The sequence below is a fragment of the Rhizobium sp. Pop5 genome, from assembly GCF_024721175.1.
In the GTDB taxonomy this organism is placed as follows: domain Bacteria; phylum Pseudomonadota; class Alphaproteobacteria; order Rhizobiales; family Rhizobiaceae; genus Rhizobium.
Genome location: NZ_CP099399.1, coordinates 1,350,257 through 1,369,749, shown reverse-complemented (window position 1 = coordinate 1,369,749; position 19,493 = coordinate 1,350,257). Strand labels below are relative to the sequence as shown.

General features: G+C 59.7%; 20 protein-coding genes and 1 tRNA gene. 9 read left to right on the top strand and 12 right to left on the bottom strand.

What is annotated here, in order from left to right; all coding sequences use genetic code 11:
- Nucleotides 1–178: 178 nt before the first annotated feature.
- The 3 genes from NE852_RS08925 to ilvA all read right to left on the bottom strand — a co-directional run bounded on the left by NE852_RS08925 (nt 179) and on the right by ilvA (nt 3,319).
- Nucleotides 179–1,447 carry a diguanylate cyclase gene (locus NE852_RS08925; RefSeq protein WP_008527388.1) on the bottom strand — a complete coding sequence of 423 codons (1,269 nt, stop codon included), beginning with the start codon at nt 1,445–1,447 and terminating at the stop codon, nt 179–181.
- A gap of 257 nt (nt 1,448–1,704) precedes the next feature.
- Nucleotides 1,705–2,031 (bottom strand): HlyU family transcriptional regulator, encoded by a 327-nt coding sequence (locus NE852_RS08920; RefSeq protein WP_008527390.1) that lies wholly within the window; start codon nt 2,029–2,031, stop codon nt 1,705–1,707.
- 37 nt (nt 2,032–2,068) lie between these two features.
- Complete coding sequence (ilvA, locus tag NE852_RS08915; RefSeq protein WP_008527392.1) at nt 2,069–3,319, bottom strand: threonine ammonia-lyase; 1,251 nt, start codon at nt 3,317–3,319, stop codon at nt 2,069–2,071.
- Nucleotides 3,320–3,534: 215 nt separating this feature from the next.
- Between ilvA and NE852_RS08910 the strand changes: the two genes are divergently transcribed.
- A complete protein-coding gene (locus tag NE852_RS08910; protein ID WP_008527394.1) occupies nt 3,535–3,909 on the top strand; it encodes a VanZ family protein in 375 nt (124 codons plus the stop codon).
- Nucleotides 3,910–4,022: 113 nt separating this feature from the next.
- On the opposite strand, the gene NE852_RS08905 is transcribed toward NE852_RS08910, so the two are convergent.
- The 3 genes from NE852_RS08905 to wrbA all read right to left on the bottom strand — a co-directional run bounded on the left by NE852_RS08905 (nt 4,023) and on the right by wrbA (nt 5,138).
- Complete coding sequence (locus NE852_RS08905; protein ID WP_008527431.1) at nt 4,023–4,154, bottom strand: hypothetical protein; 132 nt, start codon at nt 4,152–4,154, stop codon at nt 4,023–4,025.
- Nucleotides 4,155–4,282: 128 nt separating this feature from the next.
- Nucleotides 4,283–4,367: transfer RNA gene (locus NE852_RS08900), tRNA-Leu, on the bottom strand.
- Nucleotides 4,368–4,541: 174 nt separating this feature from the next.
- Nucleotides 4,542–5,138: an NAD(P)H:quinone oxidoreductase type IV gene (gene wrbA / locus NE852_RS08895; protein ID WP_008527433.1), complete on the bottom strand. Its 597-nt coding sequence runs from the start codon at nt 5,136–5,138 to the stop codon at nt 4,542–4,544.
- A 221-nt stretch (nt 5,139–5,359) separates the two neighbouring features.
- Here wrbA and NE852_RS08890 point away from each other — a divergent pair, with 221 nt between their 5' ends.
- The 3 genes from NE852_RS08890 (at nt 5,360) to gpt (ending at nt 7,762) form a co-directional block, all read left to right on the top strand.
- Nucleotides 5,360–6,133, top strand: a complete 774-nt coding sequence (locus tag NE852_RS08890; RefSeq protein WP_008527435.1) for a competence/damage-inducible protein A — start codon at nt 5,360–5,362, stop codon at nt 6,131–6,133.
- Nucleotides 6,134–6,241: 108 nt separating this feature from the next.
- A complete protein-coding gene (locus NE852_RS08885) occupies nt 6,242–7,084 on the top strand; it encodes a universal stress protein (protein WP_008527437.1) in 843 nt (280 codons plus the stop codon).
- A 183-nt stretch (nt 7,085–7,267) separates the two neighbouring features.
- A complete protein-coding gene (gene gpt, locus NE852_RS08880) occupies nt 7,268–7,762 on the top strand; it encodes a xanthine phosphoribosyltransferase (protein ID WP_008527439.1) in 495 nt (164 codons plus the stop codon).
- A gap of 311 nt (nt 7,763–8,073) precedes the next feature.
- Here the strand turns inward: gpt and NE852_RS08875 are convergent, their stop codons facing one another.
- Nucleotides 8,074–8,355: a hypothetical protein gene (locus tag NE852_RS08875; RefSeq protein WP_037171649.1), complete on the bottom strand. Its 282-nt coding sequence runs from the start codon at nt 8,353–8,355 to the stop codon at nt 8,074–8,076.
- 124 nt (nt 8,356–8,479) lie between these two features.
- On the opposite strand from NE852_RS08875, the gene NE852_RS08870 reads away from it, so the two are divergent.
- The 3 genes from NE852_RS08870 to NE852_RS08860 all read left to right on the top strand — a co-directional run bounded on the left by NE852_RS08870 (nt 8,480) and on the right by NE852_RS08860 (nt 13,179).
- Complete coding sequence (locus tag NE852_RS08870; protein WP_258156415.1) at nt 8,480–12,292, top strand: vitamin B12-dependent ribonucleotide reductase; 3,813 nt, start codon at nt 8,480–8,482, stop codon at nt 12,290–12,292.
- 232 nt (nt 12,293–12,524) lie between these two features.
- Entirely contained in the window at nt 12,525–12,725 is a 201-nt protein-coding gene (locus NE852_RS08865) for a hypothetical protein (RefSeq protein ID WP_008527444.1), read from the top strand.
- Nucleotides 12,709–13,179 carry an MEKHLA domain-containing protein gene (locus NE852_RS08860; protein ID WP_008527446.1) on the top strand — a complete coding sequence of 157 codons (471 nt, stop codon included), beginning with the start codon at nt 12,709–12,711 and terminating at the stop codon, nt 13,177–13,179. Before NE852_RS08865 ends, NE852_RS08860 begins: the two co-directional genes overlap by 17 nt.
- A 27-nt stretch (nt 13,180–13,206) precedes the next feature.
- Here NE852_RS08860 and maiA read toward each other — a convergent pair whose 3' ends face one another.
- The 4 genes from maiA to hppD form a co-directional block, all read right to left on the bottom strand.
- Complete coding sequence (maiA, locus tag NE852_RS08855) at nt 13,207–13,863, bottom strand: maleylacetoacetate isomerase (RefSeq protein ID WP_258156414.1); 657 nt, start codon at nt 13,861–13,863, stop codon at nt 13,207–13,209.
- Nucleotides 13,860–14,885, bottom strand: coding sequence for a fumarylacetoacetate hydrolase family protein (locus NE852_RS08850; protein WP_008527456.1), 1,026 nt, complete (start codon nt 14,883–14,885; stop codon nt 13,860–13,862). The genes maiA and NE852_RS08850 overlap by 4 nt, the downstream gene beginning before the upstream one ends.
- A gap of 28 nt (nt 14,886–14,913) precedes the next feature.
- Nucleotides 14,914–16,275, bottom strand: coding sequence for a homogentisate 1,2-dioxygenase (gene hmgA / locus NE852_RS08845; protein ID WP_008527458.1), 1,362 nt, complete (start codon nt 16,273–16,275; stop codon nt 14,914–14,916).
- Nucleotides 16,276–16,344: 69 nt separating this feature from the next.
- Nucleotides 16,345–17,454 carry a 4-hydroxyphenylpyruvate dioxygenase gene (gene hppD, locus NE852_RS08840; protein ID WP_258156413.1) on the bottom strand — a complete coding sequence of 370 codons (1,110 nt, stop codon included), beginning with the start codon at nt 17,452–17,454 and terminating at the stop codon, nt 16,345–16,347.
- 129 nt (nt 17,455–17,583) lie between these two features.
- On the opposite strand from hppD, the gene NE852_RS08835 reads away from it, so the two are divergent.
- On the top strand, nt 17,584–18,084 hold the full coding sequence (locus NE852_RS08835) for an Lrp/AsnC family transcriptional regulator (RefSeq protein WP_008527460.1): 501 nt from the start codon (nt 17,584–17,586) through the stop codon (nt 18,082–18,084).
- A 26-nt stretch (nt 18,085–18,110) separates the two neighbouring features.
- Here the strand turns inward: NE852_RS08835 and NE852_RS08830 are convergent, their stop codons facing one another.
- Complete coding sequence (locus tag NE852_RS08830; protein WP_008527462.1) at nt 18,111–18,572, bottom strand: Lrp/AsnC family transcriptional regulator; 462 nt, start codon at nt 18,570–18,572, stop codon at nt 18,111–18,113.
- 122 nt (nt 18,573–18,694) lie between these two features.
- On the opposite strand from NE852_RS08830, the gene NE852_RS08825 reads away from it, so the two are divergent.
- On the top strand, nt 18,695–19,486 hold the full coding sequence (locus NE852_RS08825) for a phenylalanine 4-monooxygenase (RefSeq protein WP_008527464.1): 792 nt from the start codon (nt 18,695–18,697) through the stop codon (nt 19,484–19,486).
- The last annotated feature ends 7 nt before the right edge of the window (nt 19,487–19,493 follow it).

Below are 19,493 nucleotides of genomic sequence, written 5' to 3'. Positions count from 1 at the left end.
GAGAGCATTGCATCTGATCGACGGCATCCAGAGCCGACTCGTTCGCAAGAGGCAGCGCGCCATTTTTGACGGAATAGCTGTCGGGCAGGCGGAATTACCACCAGAAGAGACGAGCTTTGCCGGGGCAAGCGGCTCGCCTGGGCAAGGGGCTCGCCTGGGCAAGACAAGCTTGCCTGGGCTAGCTGACTTTCACCACGCCGGAGCGGCCGACGACGCAGTTGCGGCCGCTTTTCTTGGCTGAATAAAGCCTGCTGTCGGCCGCCGAGAGCACGGTGGTGAAGCTGGTGCCGTCCTCATCGGCGGTCGCAACGCCGACGCTGACCGTCACGGGCTTGTCGTCCGGTGTCTGGACGCTGGTTGCGATCGTCCAGCGCAGGCGTTCGGCAAGCAGTAGCCCTTCCTCATGATTTGTGCCGGGACAGACGGCGACGAATTCTTCACCGCCGAAGCGGAAGACGCGGTCGCTGGAACGCAGCGTCGTGCCGAGCCGGGCGGCGATGGCCTTCAGCACCTCGTCGCCCTGAAGATGGCCATAGCCGTCGTTGACGTCCTTGAAGTGATCGGCGTCGATAATGAGCACCGTGGCGAACAGCCCCTGCCTCAATGCCTCGCGCAGCATCAGCGGCGCCTCCAGCTCCATTCGCGTGCGATCGTACACGCCGGTGAGCATGTCACGGCCCGTCCGCTCCAGAAGGTCGTTGTAGCGCTCACGGAACGTCAGGTCGCCGAACACATCGCTGATTGAGCGTGCGGCGCCGGCAGAACCGACGCGGCGGATGCGATATTCATAGACCGCAAACATTGCCGCATAGAGGCAGACGGCAAGCATCTTGGCCTTCCAGCCACCCCAGAATGCGGCGAGCGGCACATCAAGGAAATAATGCAGCGCCGCGAAGAAGCCGATCTGGTCGAAGGTCAGCAACGCAAAGCCGGAGACCATGAAGCGCAGGACGACGCGGCGGCGGAAGAAATCCCCGAGTTTTTCGTAAAGCAAGATGATGCCAAGCGAATCGACATAGAGCAGCGCCGTGCCCCAGACCATCAGCCAGCCCATCTCCTTGAGGAAATCGACGTCGGGCGCGTGATCCGGCGATATTTGCAGCGGCTGGTGCAGTTGCAGCACCCAGGCGATACTCACGGTCAAGAGGTTGCCGAGGAACAGGCCGTAGATCGGCTGGCGCACCGTCGCGGCATCTTCCTGTAGGTAGAGCATCAGGATCATCATCAGCTTGCCGGAGAAGAAGACGGATGAGCCCGGCGATACGTCTCCGAACGGCAGCGAGACGTAGAAGACCGCAGCAAGATAGGTTTCCATGAAATGCATGACGCCGAGCGCCGTCAGAAAAACCCCGAGACCGAGCCGATTGCGGAAATGCAGAAGCATTACCATCAGCACGAAATAGGCGACGGCCTCGACGACGAAGAGAGCAAGGTTGAGTGTCTCCATTACGAAACCTTGCCTCCGGGCCAGCGCTCCCCGAACTCTGCGGGCGCGGCGATCGCAACGGCGGATCCTTTGGTCGATCGTCCGAAAAAGTGAAACACGAGGGAGCCCTGCAAATCCTGCAGGCGATAGCTTTCACCGCAATCCTTTAAGATTAGGTTTGCAAGATCGTGCACCGAATGAGCGCCGAGGCCATACGATTGAAAGGTAGGGAATTTCCCGCCGAAATCCGATCCCAGGTCTAGCCCGTGATCCGGATTTCAGACCTGACGAACCTTCTCGCCGTCACCAAAGAGCGACGTGCCGTGCTGATCGATGATTTGCTGCGCCTTGCGCACCGTGCATTCAATCGCGTCATCGGAGGAGGAAAACATATCGGCGCGGATGAAATTGCGCACCAAAACCTCGTCGCCGACCTTCTTTTCGATGCGGCCGGCAAGGCGATACTGGCCACCTTCCTTACGCGGCTCGGCATAGATCGTGCAATCACCGTAAAGCTGCGGCTCGCCCGAGGGGCCCGCCGCTTCCGCTGCCGGTTTTCCACCGCCGGAGAACATCGAAAAAAGATTTGAAATGAATGAAGCCATGACCCGCCTTTAGCACGAGGGCAGCGTTTCCGCCAAGTCAAATGATCAGGTTGGCGAGGATCTCATTTTCGGTGATATCTTCGTAACCCATGCCGGAAGCTTCGAAATTTCCGATCAGCCGGGCGAAATTCTCCGGCGCCTTGGTTTCGATGCCGATCAGAATCGAGCCGAAATTGCGCGCTGATTTCTTCAGATATTCGAAACGCGCGATATCGTCGTCGGGACCGAGCAGATTGAGGAAATCCCTGAGCGCCCCGGGACGCTGTGCCAACCGCAGGATGAAGTATTTCTTCAGCCCTGCGTAACGCATGGCTCTTTCCTTTACGTCAGGCAGGCGCTCAAAATCGAAATTGCCGCCGGAGACGACGGCGACGATGGTCTTGCCGTGGATCGTCTGCCGATCCATCGCAGCGATTGCCGTCAACGACAGGGCGCCGGCCGGCTCCAGAACGACACCCTCGACATTCAACATCTCCTGGATGGTGACGCAGATGGCGTTCTCCGGCATCAATTGCACTTGGCTTGCCGGGAAATCGCGCAGCGCGGCGAAGTTCAGGTCACCGATACGCGCTACGGCGGCGCCGTCGACGAAATTGTCGACCTTGGCAAGCGTCGTCACCTCGCCCGCCTCGATGCTGCGCCTCAGGCTCGGCGCGCCCGCGGGCTCGGCGAAGACGAAGGCGGATTTCGGTACCGTGCCGTCGAGATAACCGGTGATGCCGGCGGCAAGTCCGCCGCCGCCGACCGGCAGGACGACCATGTCGGGCACCGTTCCTTCCGGCATCTGCTGCATGATTTCGGCGGCAACCGTCGCCTGCCCTTCGATGATATCCGTATGGTCGAAAGGTGGCACCATGACGCCGCCGACCGCTTCCACATGCTCTCGCGCCGCCTGGTAGCACTGATCGAAAAAGTCGCCGAACAGCCGGATGGTGATGAATTCGGCGCCGAACATGCGGGTCTTGTCGATCTTCTGCTGCGGTGTCGTCACCGGCATGAAGACGACGCCCGGCACGCCGAAATGGCGGCAGACATAGGCGAAGCCCTGGGCATGATTGCCGGCGGAGGCGCAGACGAAGATCTTTCCGGCGGCACCCTGCCCGATCGCCTTGCGGAAGAAATTGAAGGCGCCGCGGATCTTGTAGGAGCGCACCGGCGACAGATCCTCTCGCTTCAGCCAGATATCGGCGCCGTAGCGGGCCGAGAGATGATCGTTGAGCTGCAGCGGCGTTGCCGGAAAGAGGCTGCGCATCGCCTCTTCGGCGCTTTCGACATCAAGTCTCGTCACGGGTGTCGTCCATTCTCACGATTAGCCACCGCCGCTATGGCACAGGCGGACCGGCAAAAGAAAGCCCGCTTCGGCCGTTTCCGGTTCGCCGTCGGATCCGTTTGCTCCGCGAACCGGTTATGCTACGGGAAATCTTTCGTAAGCCAACCCGCGAAATTGGCGGCACATGAACTGATTTTAACTGTCAATGAAAAAGCCGACCAGTATATGAAGCTATGATGATCTCCAAATTCGCAAGACCCCTCGCCTGGCTGCTGCTCGCCTTCATCATCTTCGTCACCGTTTCGCCGATCGGGCTGCGGCCGGAAACGGTCACGACGGTCGATACAGACCGCGCCGGCGCCTACGTGATCCTTGGGCTCACCTTTGCACTCGCCTATCCGAAACAATGGAAAACGGTGGCGGCGCTGCTGGTCGTTGGCGCGGTCGCCATCGAATATCTGCAATACTTCGCGCCAACGCGCCATGCGCGCCTGCATGACGCCGGCATCAAGGCAATGGGCGCGGCCCTGGGGCTTCTGGCCGGTTGGGTGATCAACAGATGGCGCGACACGAAAGCAGCGACCGCCCTGCCGCTCACAGAACGCTGATTGTTGTCAGCAGCAAACGACCGTGTCATCCCGAAAATCGAATTCGGGATAGGTGAAGATCCGAAAGTGATAAAGTGTCCTGAGCGCGTCTTCCCGGACGCGCTCAGGACACTCTAGTAATCACGCAATTGCATCGCCCAGAAGAGCAGTGGGATCGCGGCCATCGCAGTTCCCAGAACAAGTGCGACACTGGCCTTGAAGATGCGGATGCGCCGAACCTTGGTTCCACTCCAATCGTAAACCATCGTCTTACTCCCACAAGACAACACTTACTCAACCGCCGCGGCGCAATACTTGCACCAAAAATGCCCTTGTCAAGGGTCAACCGCTTTTATGCACAAAATACGAGCATATTTGAACAGGATTATGAAGGTGGTGCGGGCGACGGGGATCGAACCCGTACAGCCAAGGCCGAGGGATTTTAAGTCCCTTGCGTCTACCAGTTTCGCCACGCCCGCTTGCGGCGTTTTCAATAACTTGCGTCATTGGCGATGGGAAGAGCCGCGAGGCGTAAAAATGACGCCTCGTTTACAGGCACCGCGCGGAGCGATGGCCGCCGGTCCGTCGCGGGACAAAGCAAAAGGCGCGGCGGGCTCAGGCCTGCCGCGCCTTTATCATTCAGGCATCAAAGATCAGGCGAGCTTGGCGGCGAGCCGGGCGATGTGGGCGCCCTGATATTTTGCGCCTTCCAGTTCGATCTCGGAAGGCTGGCGCGAGCCGTCGCCGTTGGTGATGGTGGACGCGCCGTAAGGCGAGCCGCCCTTGACTTCCTCGGTGCCCATCTGGCCCTGGAAGGCATAGGGAAGGCCGGCAACGACCATGCCCTGATGCAGGAAGGTCGGGATGAAACCGAGGATGGTCGATTCCTGGCCGCCGTGCTGGGTTGCCGAGGAGGTGAAGACCGAACCGAGTTTGCCGACGAGCTTGCCGGCGAACCAGAGGCCGCCCGTCTGATCCCAGAAATTGCGCATCTGAGAAGCGACGGTGCCGAAGCGGGTGCCGGCGCCGACGATGATTGCATCATAATCTGCCAGTTCGTCCACGGTGGCGATCGGAGCGGCCTGGTCGACCTTGTAGTAGGAAGCCTTGGCAACTTCTTCCGGCACCAGTTCCGGGACGCGCTTGACGGTGACCTCGGCGCCGGCCGACTTCGCGCCTTCGGCGACGGCATACGCCATGGTTTCGATGTGGCCGTAAGCCGAGTAATAAAGGACGAGAACCTTCGCCATCTTCTATCTTCCTTGGAAAAGTGGGGTGAACTTCGTGGATGAGAATTTCTATCAGCGGATATGGCCGAACACAGCCCAGCCTTGAAGAACTCAGTGTTCACTGTCCATAGACGAAAATTCACTTGTCTCTTTCATGCAACCGAAACGAACCATCGGCCGCCTGTTTGCAAAGCGGCCGAAGGGCGCTACCTATTCATGAGCCTCACATCACGGAACATTCCATGAGCCACGACATCGTCACCGCCGCCATGCTCGCCATCGGCGACGAACTCCTTTCCGGCCGCACCAAGGACAAGAATATCGGCCACCTCGCCGATTTGCTCACCCTTTCCGGTATCGATCTCAAGGAGGTGCGCATCGTCGCCGACGACGAGGAGGCGATCGTCGAGGCGCTAAATGCGCTTCGCGGCAAATATGACTACGTCTTCACATCAGGCGGCATCGGACCGACGCATGACGATATCACCGCCGATGCCATCTCGAAGGCTTTCGACCTGCCCTGCGAATATGACGAAGCGGCAATGACGCTGCTTGCCGAGATGTATCGACGCCGCGAGATGGAATTCACCGAAGCGCGCCAGCGCATGGCGCGCATGCCGCGGGGGGCTCTCCATATCGGCAATCCGGTCTCGACAGCGCCGGGCTTCATCATCGGCAATGTTTATGTCATGGCCGGCGTGCCGCAGGTCTTCCAGGCGATGGTCGACAATGTGCTACCGACGCTTCGAACCGGCATGCCGGTGCTTTCGCTTGCCATCGCCTGCCCTTATGGCGAGGGCGAGATTGGCACGCCGCTGACGGCGATCCAGAAAGCACATCCGGAAACCAGCATCGGTTCCTATCCCAGATATATCGGCCAGAAATTCTCGACCGAGATCGTCGTTCGCGGCCGATCCCAGGCGGCGATCGATGCGGCCGGCGCCGATGTGCATGCGATGATCGAGGCCATCCGTCAAAGGAAGGACATTGCCGAAAACCATTCCGCCGAGGCTTGAGAGGAACGCCGGAATTTGGGGCCGTCCTTGATCGCCATCAAGGAACAGGAGAAGGGTCCGGTGCATTCCTTCCCTCGCGCAAACGATTTCAGCGCAAGGAGAATTGATATGTCTTACAAAACCATTCTCGCCATTCTCGATACGGCAGACAATAGCGCCGCCGTCGCCGATTTCGCCTTCGCCATCGCCGCCGAAAGCGGCGCCCATGTGATCGGCCTGCATGCCGAAACCGTCTCTGCCGTGCCGCTCGTAGCGCCGATGGAAATTCCCGATCCTGTTGCCGTGCAGGCGCTGCAGGACATGGCGCATAGCGAAACGATCGCGGTGGAGCGGATCTTTCGGGAGAAAGCGGACGCTTCAAGTGCTTCCTCGGAGTGGCGCAGCTTTGCCACGGCAACCGGTTACGGATCCGCACCGCTGATCGAAAGCGCGCGCAGCGCCGACCTGCTGATCGCCTCGCAGGCCGACCCGGCCAACCCCTCCGACAGTCATGTCGATGTCGACAGCTTTCTCTTCGAAACCGGCCGGCCAGTGCTGATGATCCCCTATATCATCCGCCAGCCGAAACCGATCAGGCGCGTGCTGATCGCCTGGAACGGCTCGAAGGAGGCGGCGCGCGCAACCTTCGACGCGCTGCCGATCCTCAAAGCCGCCGACGCGGTGGAGATATTTTCGGTCGATCCGGCCGAGACGGCGCTGCAATCGCCGTTGACATCGGGCGCCGAGATCGCCGCGACGCTTGCCCGCCACGGCGTGAAGACGACGCTTTCGACGGCGGAGAGGATCGACAAGCACACATCCCATGTCATTGAAAACCGGCTTTCGGACAGCAGCATCGATCTTCTCGTCATGGGCGCCTACACCCATTCCTGGCTCTGGCAGACGATTTTCGGCGGCACGACGAAGACCTTGCTGCAATCGATGACGGCGCTGACCTTGCTGTCGCGATAACCGGTAGCTCTTGCGTTTTGCCGGCAAATCCCGCTAATTGCGGCGACCGATGACGGCTTCGAGCCTCGGCCACGTCTCGCGCGGTTTCGGCTGCGCGATTTTTCGTTTCGCCGATTGCTGCTCCAGCCCGTCCGGTCGCCTGAAAACGGCGCGTCGTCTCTATCATGCCGCGGAGCAGCCCCGATGTCCCTTCCCGATAAAGCCTTTCCCGTTTCCTGGGATCAGTTCCACCGCGATGCCCGCGCGCTTTCCTGGCGCCTTGCCGGCCTCGGGCAGACCTTCAAGGCGATCGTCTGCATCACCCGTGGCGGGCTCGTGCCGGCTGCAATTATCTCACGCGAACTGAACATCCGGTTGATCGAGACCGTCTGCATCGCCTCTTATCATGACTATGTAAACCAGGGCGACATGGTGCTGCTCAAGGGGATCGCGCCCGAGCTCACCGAGAATGAGGGCGAAGGCGTGCTCGTCATCGACGACCTGACGGATACGGGCAAGACCGCCGCACAGGTGCGCACCATGCTGCCGAAGGCGCATTTCGCCTGCGTCTACGCCAAGCCGAAAGGCGTGCCGACCGTCGATACCTTCGTCACCGAGGTCAGCCAGGATACCTGGATCTACTTCCCCTGGGATATGGGCTTTACGTACCAGGAGCCGATCGCCAAGGGCGCCCGCTGATCGCCAACCGCGCGAACCTCAAATTTACCGCTTGAAATTCTTTCGCAATTCGCCGGCAGGTTTCCTCATCGAACCTGGCGGCGGAGAGCAATGCGAGGTTGTCCGCTGCCGGCACCCCTCGAAAGCCCGCGGATTTTCCTCGGCAGATCGGCATGCGCATTTGCTCCGAAAATGCCATCACAAGATTTGCCGCAGGGCGCTTTTTTGTGGTTGCGCCTTTTTCCTTAGCCGGCAACGCCTGCAAGCCATTGTAATTTCAGCGCTCCCAGGCTTTCCCCAATCTCCACAAGCGCATCCACAAGATGTTGTGGTTACCATTCAATTAAAAGCCAGCCCTTGACGGAATCAGCTGTTTCAAACTTTACTATTCCTGATGTTGCGGCGGCGACAGGACCGGAGGTAACGAGCCCGGTTCCCTTTTGAAAAACAGGACGCAGGACCAGGGCCTTGTACCGGAAACGGTTGAGGACCAGTACATTCCTTGCGCGTTTTTCAGCCTCCAAAAAAAGCGGCGTCAGGACTGGCGATAATAAGCTGTTAATACTATATTTAGTGTTTGCAGCCACCATCACCACAAGATACAGGAAGGACATCTCTCCGGATGACACCCCTGTCACGATACGGAAACGAGGCTGGCTGCACGAAGAAAAAGTGCCGCCGGATAGGAAATTTGCGCTTGAGGTCGCGGGGACCGGGCGCCAACGCGAGGTCAAGACTATGCGCATCGAACGTCGTTTCACGAAGGCCGGCCAAGGCGCCTATGCGGATATTGAATTCCGTAAGGCGACGAGCGAGATCAAGAACCCCGACGGCTCGATCGTGTTCCGCCTCGAGAATATCGATGTTCCCGCGCAGTTCTCTCAGGTCGCAACCGACGTTCTGGCCCAGAAGTATTTCCGCAAGGCCGGCGTTCCCACCCGGCTGAAGAAGGTTGAGGAAAACGACGTTCCTTCCTTCCTGTGGCGCTCCGTTCCCGACGATGCCGCGCTGAAAAACCTGCCCAAGGACGAGCAGACCGGTTCCGAAGTCGATGCGCGCCAGGTCTTCGATCGTCTCGCCGGCACCTGGACCTACTGGGGCTGGAAGGGCGGCTATTTCTCTTCCGAGGAAGATGCGGCAGCCTTCAAGGACGAGCTTGCCTATATGCTCGCCACCCAGCGCGTCGCACCGAACTCGCCGCAGTGGTTCAATACCGGCCTGCATTGGGCCTATGGCATTGACGGCCCGGGCCAGGGCCATTTCTATGTCGATCCGTTCACCGGCAAGCTGACCAAGTCGAAGTCGGCCTACGAACATCCGCAGCCGCATGCCTGCTTCATCCAGTCCGTCGAGGACGATCTCGTCAACGAAGGCGGCATCATGGATCTCTGGGTGCGTGAAGCCCGCCTCTTCAAGTATGGCTCCGGCACCGGCTCCAACTTCTCCATGCTGCGCGGCGAAGGCGAGAAGCTTTCGGGCGGCGGCCGCTCCTCCGGCCTGATGAGCTTCCTGAAGATCGGCGACCGCGCCGCCGGCGCCATCAAATCGGGCGGCACGACGCGCCGCGCCGCCAAGATGGTAGTCGTCGACATCGACCATCCCGATATCGAGGAATACATCAACTGGAAGGTCAAGGAAGAGCAGAAAGTCGCCGCTCTCGTCACCGGCTCCAAGATCGTCGCCAGGCACCTCAAGGCGATCATGAAGGCCTGCTTCAATTGCGAAGGCGATAACGGCGATTGCTTCGATCCGGCCAAGAACCCTGCCCTGAAGCGCGAAATCCGCGCCGCCAAGAAGGACCAGGTTCCGGAAAATTACGTCCAGCGCGTCATCCAGTTCGCCCGCCAGGGCTACAAGGATCTCGAATTCAAAACCTACGACACGGATTGGGATTCGGAAGCCTATCTGACGGTATCGGGCCAGAACTCCAACAACTCCGTCTCGATCAAGGACGACTTCCTGCGTGCCGTCGAGAATGACGGCGAGTGGAAGCTGACCGCCCGCAAGGACGGCAAGGTCATGAAGACGCTGAAGGCGCGCGACCTCTGGGAAACGATTTCCTATGCCGCCTGGGCGTCTGCCGATCCGGGCATCCACTTCAACACGACGATGAACGACTGGCACACTTCGCCGGCCGGCGGTCCGATCCGCGGCTCGAACCCGTGCTCGGAATACATGTTCCTCGACGACACCGCCTGCAACCTCGCCTCGCTGAACCTCTTGCAGTTCAAGGACAAGGCCACCAAGCGCATCAATATCGGCGACTACGAACACGCCGTTCGCCTGTGGACCGTCGTGCTCGAAATCTCGGTCATGATGGCGCAGTTCCCGTCGAAGCGCATTGCCGAACTCTCCTACGAATACCGCACGCTCGGCCTCGGCTACGCCAATATCGGCGGTCTCTTGATGTCGTCGGGCATTCCCTACGACTCCACTGAGGCCCGTGCCATCGCCGGTTCGCTGACTGCGATCATGACCGGCATCTGCTATGCGACCTCGGCCGAGATCGCCGGCGAACTCGGCCCCTTTCCGAACTTCGCGCCGAACCGCGAGAGCATGCTGCGGGTCATCCGCAACCATCGCCGCGCCGCCTATGGCGAAACCTCCGGCTATGAGGCGCTCTCGATCGACCCTGTGGCGCTGATCCATTCGGAAAATCCGGATCAGGACCTCGCCGCCCATGCCAAGTCGGCCTGGGACAAGGCGCTCGAACTCGGCGAAAAGCATGGCTACCGCAATGCCCAGGTTTCGGTCATCGCCCCCACGGGCACGATCGGCCTCGTCATGGATTGCGATACGACGGGCATCGAGCCCGACTTCGCCCTCGTCAAGTTCAAGAAACTCGCCGGCGGCGGCTACTTCAAGATCATCAACCGCGCCGTGCCGGAAGCATTGCGCACGCTCGGTTATTCCGAAAGCCAGATCGCCGAGATCGAGGCCTATGCCGTCGGCCACGGCAACCTGAACCAGGCGCCGGCGATCAACCCCTCGACGCTGAAGTCCAAGGGCTTCACGGACGAGAAGGTGGAAGCCGTCAACGCTGCGCTGAAGAGTGCCTTCGACATCAAGTTCGTCTTCAACCAGTGGACGCTCGGCGCCGACTTCCTGAAGGACACGCTGAAGGTTTCCGACGAACAGCTCGCCGACATGAGCTTCAACCTGCTCGACCATATCGGTTTCTCGAAGAAGGACATCGAAGCCGCCAACATCCATGTCTGCGGCGCGATGACGCTCGAAGGCGCCCCCTTCCTCAAGAAGGAGCACCTGCCGGTCTTCGATTGCGCCAATCCGTGCGGCAAGATCGGCAAGCGCTACCTCTCGGTGGAAAGCCATATTCGCATGATGGCGGCTGCCCAGCCGTTCATCTCCGGCGCGATTTCCAAGACGATCAACATGCCGAACGAGGCGACCGTCGAGGATTGCAAGAACGCCTACATGCTGTCCTGGAAGCTCGGCCTCAAGGCGAACGCGCTCTATCGTGACGGCTCGAAGCTGTCGCAGCCGCTCAACGCCTCGCTGATCGAAGACGAGGATGATGAGGACGCGCTGGAGGAACTGCTGCAGGCGCCCGTCGCCGCACAGGCCGTCACCATCACGGAAAAGATCATCGAGCGTGTCGTCGAACGCGTTTCGCGCGAACGCGAGAAGCTGCCGAACCGCCGCCAGGGCTATACCCAGAAGGCCGCCGTCGGCGGACACAAGGTGTATCTGCGCACCGGCGAATTCGGCGACGGCCGCCTCGGCGAGATCTTCATCGACATGCACAAGGAAGGCGCTGCCTTCCGTGCGATGATGAACAACTTCGCCATCGCCATCTCGCTCGGCCTGCAGTACGGCGTGCCGCTCGAAGAATATGTCGAGGCCTTCACCTTCACCAAGTTCGAGCCGGCCGGCATCGTCATCGGCAATGATGCGATCAAGAACGCCACGTCGATTCTCGACTACGTCTTCCGCGAATTGGCCGTCTCCTATCTCGGCCGCCATGACCTCGCGCATGTCGATACGTCGGATTTCTCGAATACGGCGCTCGGCAAGGGCATCCAGGAAGGCAAGACCAACCTGCTTTCCACCGGCTGGACCCGTGGCTACAAGCCGACGCTGGTATCCGGTACCGGCAGCGAACGCCAGGCTAGCGAGCCCAAGGGTGCGGCAACCGCCGCCCCTGCCCGCGCCGCCTCTACCGGGACCGTGACCGCCTTTGCCGGCAGCGCGGCCCGCAAGCTGGAGCCAACCGTTGCCATCTCCACGTCCGAAATCGTCGCCTTCAAGCGCGATTACGAGGAGCGAGCCAAGGAATTGGCGGAAGAGATTGCCGAAGAGGTGACCGAGGAAATTACCAGCGACGCAACCGCCCTCTTCTCCGACAAGGCCGCAGCCGACGCTGCCTCGGCCAAGACGGAAGCCAAGAAGATGGAAGCCGAACGCCGCCAGCGCTCGATCATGCAGGGGTATACGGGCAACATGTGCTCGGAGTGCCAGAACTTCACGATGGTGAGGAATGGGACTTGCGAGAAGTGCGATACTTGTGGGGCTACGAGTGGGTGCAGCTGATAGCTGAGCTTGCCCTTCATATCTGAAAACAACATCATGAGAGGTCCGGGCAGCCGGGCCTCTTATATTTTGCGAACCGGGCTGATCGCCTTTCGCGATTTCATCGACAAGATCGATTCCTTGTCACTGAGCGCACCATAGGGCCGTGCCGCATAACACAAGCATAGCGTTCATAATTGGGCCGATATTGTTATGTCCATGGAATTCGAAGTCCCCATCGGGAGAGGCTCTGATGACCCTGGTTCACTATCTCTACGCCGGAATATGTCTGCTTGCCTTGACTGCTCCGACCACGGCCTTTTCTCAGGAAAAGGTTTCGAGTTTGAATGGCGAGTGGACAAGCGATTGCCTGCCCATCGTGAAAAACAATCGGCATGGCTACATCGCAGCGGATCATTTGACCAAAGAGACATTCCGTGACCTCTATTTATGACAATCACGCCCTCGACCTCAGGAACGACGCGGATTTCTTCTCCCTCCTCACCGGAAGCTATGCCCGCATCGTCGGCCGTCCGCTCCTCCACGGCGGTCAAGGCCCTGACTGGCTTTACGATGACGCGCCCTTCGTGGTTCTCGCTCACAATACCGAGCCCGACCCGCGCTTCATCTACGCGAACCGGACCGCGCAGACCTGTTTCGAATATAGCTGGGAGGAATTCACCGCGCTGCCTTCGCGGCTTTCGGCCGAGCAGCCCGATCGGGCCGAGCGTCAGCGGCTGCTGGATGCGGTCACGCGCGATGGTTTTGTCGAGAATGGGCGTGGTGTCAGGATCGCGAAATCGGGACGTCGTTTCTGGATCGAGAATGTGACCGTCTGGCAGCTCATCGATGAAACCGGAAAACGGTTGGGCCAGGCTGCGATATTCTCTTCATGGCGGGACGCATAATCACACCGTCCAGCCGTCGGACTCGCTCTAATGAGTTGCTGCCGGCAATGAATTCTCTGCTGCTCGATCGGGATGCGCCGCCTGGAAGGCCGGCAGTTCGGCGCATCTGCCGTCGATGTCGTCGATGCGCTTGAAATCGGTCATATCCACGCCCCAGCGGCGAGCGTTGTAGACCTGGGGAACAAGGCAGAGGTCCGCCATGGTCGGCGCGTCGCCAAAGCTGAATGTGTCATCGCCGTCCCCGATCATGGCTTCCAGTTTGCGCAGTCCGTTCGCGATGAAGTGCTTCATCCAGTCCTCGCGGGCGTCAGCCTTCTCGGTCATCGTCGCGATATGCGACACGACATGCATGTTGCAGATCGGATGGATGTCCATGGCGACGGCATATGCGAGGGCGCGGACTTTCTGGCGGTCGACGATGTCAGGTGGCAGCAATCCGCATTCAGGCCGGGCCTCGGCCAGGTACTCGATGATTGCCAACGACTGCGTCAGTATCCTCCCGTCGATCACCAATGTCGGCACGAAGCCCTGCGGATTGATCTTGAGATAATCCGGCTTCCGATGCGCCCCTTCCAGCAAGTTGACGGGGACCGTCTTATAGTCGATGCCCAAGAGATTGAGCGCGATGCGGACGCGGTAGCTCGCGGACGATCTCCAGTAATCGTAGAGAACGACCTCGCTCATTTCCCTCCGGCTCCCGCGTATTTTTCGACCGTCTGCTCGATCGCCCCGAAGATGGAATGGCCGGCATGATCCTTCATTTCGATGCGAACCCGATCCCCGAACCGCATGAAGGGTGTCTTCGTCGATCCGGTCTCAATGGCCTCGATCACCCTGAGTTCGGCAATGCAGGAATAGCCGTCTCCGCCCTCCTCCACCGGCCTGCCCGGGCCGCCGTCCAGCTTGTTGGAAACCGTTCCCGAGCCGATGATCGTGCCGGCGACGAGATTGCGGGTCTTGGCGGCATGGGCGATCAACTGGCGGAAATCGAAGGTCATGTCGATGCCGGCATTCGCCTTGCCGAATGCCGTACCGTTCAAGCTCACGAGCAGTGGCAGATGCAGTTTGCCGCCGTCCCACGCCGCGCCGAGCTCATCCGGCGTAACCGCGACCGGAGAAAATGCCGATGCGGGCTTCGACTGGAAGAAACCGAATCCCTTGGCCAGTTCATCCGGTATGAGGCCGCGTAGCGAGACGTCGTTGACGAGCATCACCAGGCGGATCGCGTTGCGCGCTGCTTCCGGCCCGGAGCCCATCGCCACGTCGCCGGTGATAACGGCGACCTCGCCCTCCATGTCGATCCCGTAGGCCTCGTCGGCCGCCAGGATCGGGTCGCGCGGCGCGAGGAATCCGTCCGAACCGCCTTGATACATCAGCGAATCGGTCCAGAAGCTTGCCGGCATCTCGGCGCCGCGTGCCCTACGCACAAGTTCGACATGGTTGACGTAGGCCGAACCGTCAGCCCACTGATAGGCCCGCGGCAGAGGCGATGCGGCGTCATGTTCGTGAAAGCGCGTCGTCGGCTGGGCGCCGGTCTCGATGCCTTCGGCGACCTGCTCAAGTCTTGGAGCCACATGCTCCCAGTCATCGAGCGCCGCCTGCAGAGTGCGGGCGATGTGACCGACCTCGGAGCAGCGCGTGAGATCGCGGGACACGACGACGAGCCGGCCGTCCCTGGTGGAGTCCTTCAAAGTCGCGAGCTTCATATCTCAATTCCAGTGCCGGAGGATGCCATCACTTGATGCCGGGGGTTCCGTCGAACCTGCGCTCCAGGCCGTCCCAGCACTCGAGATAATCATCCTGCAGCGTTTCAAGCTCGGCGGCATACTTCGTCAGTTGCTGCGGGTATCGGGTCTCGAACATGAAGGCCATGGTATTATCGAGTTTCACGGGCTTGAGTTCGGCATTGGATGCCTTTTCAAAGGCAAGCGCGTCCGGCCCGTGCGCAAGCATCATGTTGTGCAGGCTCATACCACCAGGCACGAAGCCCTCCTCCTTGGCGTCATACTGACCGTGGATCAGGCCCATGAACTCGCTCATGATGTTGCGATGATACCAGGGCGGACGGAAAGTGTGCTCGGCCACCAGCCAGCGCGGCGGAAAGATGACGAAATCGACATTGGCCGTGCCGGCATCTTCGGTCGGGGCGGTCAGCACAGAAAAGATCGACGGATCGGGATGGTCGAAGCTGATCGCGCCGACGGGAGAAAAAGTCCTGAGGTCGTATTTGTAAGGCGCATAGTTGCCGTGCCAGGCCACCACATCGAGGGGCGAGTGACCGATCTCGGTGACATAGAACTTCCCGCACCATTTCACATGCACGCGGCAAGGCTGTTCCTTGTCCTCGAAGGCGGCAACGGGCGTCTTGAAATCGCGCGGGTTCGCCAGGCAGTTCGCGCCGATCGGCCCGCGATCCGGCAATGTGAATTTCGCGCCGTAGTTCTCGCATATATAGCCGCGCCAGACCGCCTGCTCGCCATTGCGCATAATCTTGAACATCATGCCGCGCGGGATGAGGCATATTTCCAGAGGCTCGACGTCCATGATGCCCATCTCGGTGAACACCCGGATAGCGCCGAGCTGCGGCACGATCAGCAGCTCGCCGTCGGCGTTGAAAAAGTAGTCGTCGACCATGTCTTCATTAAAGATGTAGGCATGCGCCGACATACCGACCTGAGTTGTGACATCGCCTGCCGTCGTCATTGTCCGCGCGCCTTGAAGAAAGGTCAGCTTCTCATCAGGCGCCGGGATGGGATTCCAGCGGAGCTGGCCGAGCGGAAGCGAATGATCATCCAGGCAGGGCGCGCTTTTCCAGAACGGATAGGAAGCATTCGAAAAGCGACGGGTGTGACGCACGCTCGGGCGAATGCGATAAAGCCAGGATCTTTCGTTCGTCCCGCGCGGCGCGGTGAAGGGCGAGCCGGAAAGCTGCTCGGCATAAAGACCGTAATTGCATTTCTGCGGGCTGTTCTGGCCCTGCGGCAAGGCGCGGGCAAGCGACTCCGTTTCGAAGTCATTGCCGAACCCCGGCATATATCTCAGCTTGTTTGTTGTCGCGGCTTCGCCCTCGGAAGCCTGGATCGATGTCTGGTCCATTGCTCAACTCCTCCCCGAAAACTCCTGAACGCCGCGCGCCCTTTCGGACGCGCGGGATTGTTCGAGAGTTTACTCCGCTGCAGTACCGATGACACCACGCTTGATCTGATCGGCTTCGATCGACTCGAAAAGCGCGCGGAAATTGCCCTCGCCGAAGCCCTCGTCGCCCTTGCGCTGGATGAATTCGAAGAAGATCGGGCCGATCACGGTCTTGGAGAAGATCTGGAGCAGGATTTTCGTCATGCCGCCATTCACCACGCCTTCACCGTCGATGAGAATGCCGTGCTTCTTCATGCGTTCGATTGGCTCGCTATGGCCGTTCACCCGTTCATAGGACATATCGTAATAGGTCTCCGGAGGACCCGGCATGAAGCGCAGACCATTATCGGCAAGCCGATCGGTCGCCGCGTAGATATCCTCCGTGCCAACGGCGATGTGCTGGATGCCCTCGCCGTTATACTTCTTCAGATATTCCTCGATCTGGCTCGTATCGTCCTTCGATTCATTCAGCGGAATGCGGATCTTGCCGCAGGGCGACGTAATGGCACGGCTCACCAGACCGGTGATACGCCCATCGATATCGAAGAAGTGGATCTGCTTGAAATTGAACAGGTTGCGGTAGAAGTCCCACCACTTGTCCATGTTGCCACGGAAGACATTGTGCGTCAGGTGGTCGAGATAATAGAAGCCGATCCCCTCCGGGCGCGGGTTGCGCTCGCCGAGCCAGTCGAACTCGACATCGTAGGCTGATCCCTTTGCCCCATAGGTCTCGACGAAATAGAGCAGCGAGCCGCCAATGCCGACAATTGCCGGGACATCGAGCACCTTGTCGCCCCCCTCGTAGGGAACGGCGCCTTTCGACACGGCGTGATCGAAGGCGTGCCTGGCATCGACAACGCGCCAAGCCATTGACGGGGCGCAGGGACCATGATTGGCGACGAAACGTGCGCCGTGGCTGCCAGCTTCAGCGTTCAGGACATAGTTGATGTCACCCTGGCGCCAGACGGTGATGTCCTTCGTCTTGTGCCTGGCGACCTCGATATAGCCCATGCGTGTGAAGAGCTCGCTGAGCTTTTCGGGCTCAGGATGAGCGAATTCGACGAATTCGAAACCGTCGGTGCCGGCCGGGTTATCGGCGGTGATTTCCGACGGCGGCGCATCATGCGGGAAAGGGCCCATTTTCTCCTCCTCGAAGACTGGACTTTGACTGCGCAAAGTGTGGCCCAAAACGCGTGCAAAGTACTTGCATTCTTTACGCGCTAAGAAGATATTATGCACGGTTCGTGAGCATATTTAGGATTTTGCGCAATGGATGAACAGCTCGATAAACTGGATTTGCGCCTGCTTCAGGAACTCCAGAAGGACGGCCGTTTGACGAACAACGAGCTGGGCGAGCGGATCGCACTTTCACCCTCGCAATGCTCGCGCCGGCGCACGAGATTGGAGTCCGAAGGATATATTCGCAGCTACCGGGCTTACCTCGATCAACAGAAACTGGGCCTCGATATGCTGGTGGTCATTTCCGTGACCCTTGCTACCCATAACAGAGACAATGCCCGCCGGTTTTCGCAGTTGATCAATGGGTTGCCGGAAGTTCTGGAAGCCTATGCGCTGACCGGCGAAATGGACTATCACCTGAAGGTCGCGACCCGTGGGCTCGCCGACCTTTCAAAATTCGTCAACGATGTTCTGTTGCCCCATGAATCCGTGCAGCACGTGAAGACGTCGATCGTGCTTGATACGCTCAAGACATTCGAAGGCTTTCCGATACACATGCCGGGCAGCTCTCGTGGCGACCATGCTCGATAAATGCGCGCGCAGTCGGGCGACAAACGTCAGAGCGGCAGTTCGGTCGAGAATTTCAGCTCGCGCAGCACGAAGCTCGATACGACGGTGCGCACATGCGGGTTGCGCATGAGGTAGCGGGTCATGAAGGCCTCGTAGCTTTCCACGTCCCTCGCCCTGATCTTCAGCATGTAGTCGAAGGCGCCCGACAGGGCGTAACACTCCATGATCTCAGGCCGCTCCAGCACCACAGACGCGAAAGAGGCGACCGCCTCTTCATGGTGATCCTCCAGCGTCACATGAGCGATCACGCAAAGCTTGAGATCGAGTTTTCCGGGATCGAGCAGCGTCACGCGCTTGCGGATGACGCCGTCAGCTTCCAGCTCCTGGATCTTCCGCCAGGCCGAGCTCTGCGACATGCCGGCCTTTTCCGCCAGGTCTGCCAGCGACAGGCTGCCATCGGCCTGGATGAGTTGCAGAAGCTTGCGGCGAAAATTCCCAGGTTCTTTCATTTTTCGCATCTCATTCGGGAATATTTGCCACCAGCATGGCAAAATCCAGCACGAAAGAAAAGAAAATCCTCCAAACCCGGATCATAATGGCAGAAATATCGCCACGTCTGGGAGGATCAGATATGACCAAAGAAAGCAGTTACACCGCCAAACTACCCGGCCCGGATGGTTTGTATCCCTATACTCCTGAGGAAGATGCGATTTGGGGTGAACTCTACCGGCGTCAGATGAAGCTGCTGGCCGATACCGCCTGCCGCGAATATCTGGACGGCGTCGAAATGCTGGGGCTGACGCCGGACAAGGTGCCTCAGCTCCTCGATGTGAACCGGCGCCTGGCCGAGACCACCGGCTTCGGCGTCGAAGGCGTGCCGGCGCTCATTCCGCCCTCGCGCTTTTATGAACTTCTGTCGCAAGGCAAATTCCCGCTTGCAACCTTCCTGCGCAGGCGCGAGCATATCGACTACATCGAGGAACCGGACCTGTTCCACGAGGTTTTCGGCCACTGCCCGATGCTGACCAACCAGAGCTACGCCAATTTCGTCCGGCATTTCGGCGAGACCGCGGTCCGCCTCGGCAAGGGCTATTCATGGCATCTGTTCCGGATCTTCTGGTTCACCGTCGAATTCGGCCTGATCAACACGCCGCAGGGCCGCCGTTGCTTCGGCGCAGGCATCGTCTCGTCTCCGAGCGAAGCGAAGGCTGCAATGGAAGGCAAGGCATGCGAATTCCGCCCATTCGATCTCTTGAGCGTGCTCCGGACACCCTACCGGATCGATATCCTTCAGCCGATTTATTATGTCATCGACAGCTTCGCCGATCTCGAAGCGATCGTAGAGCAGGATATCGAGGGCATGATCCTCAAGGCAAAATCGCTGGGTGATTTCGCCCCGACTTTCGAGGCCAAGGCGTCGTGAATCGCTG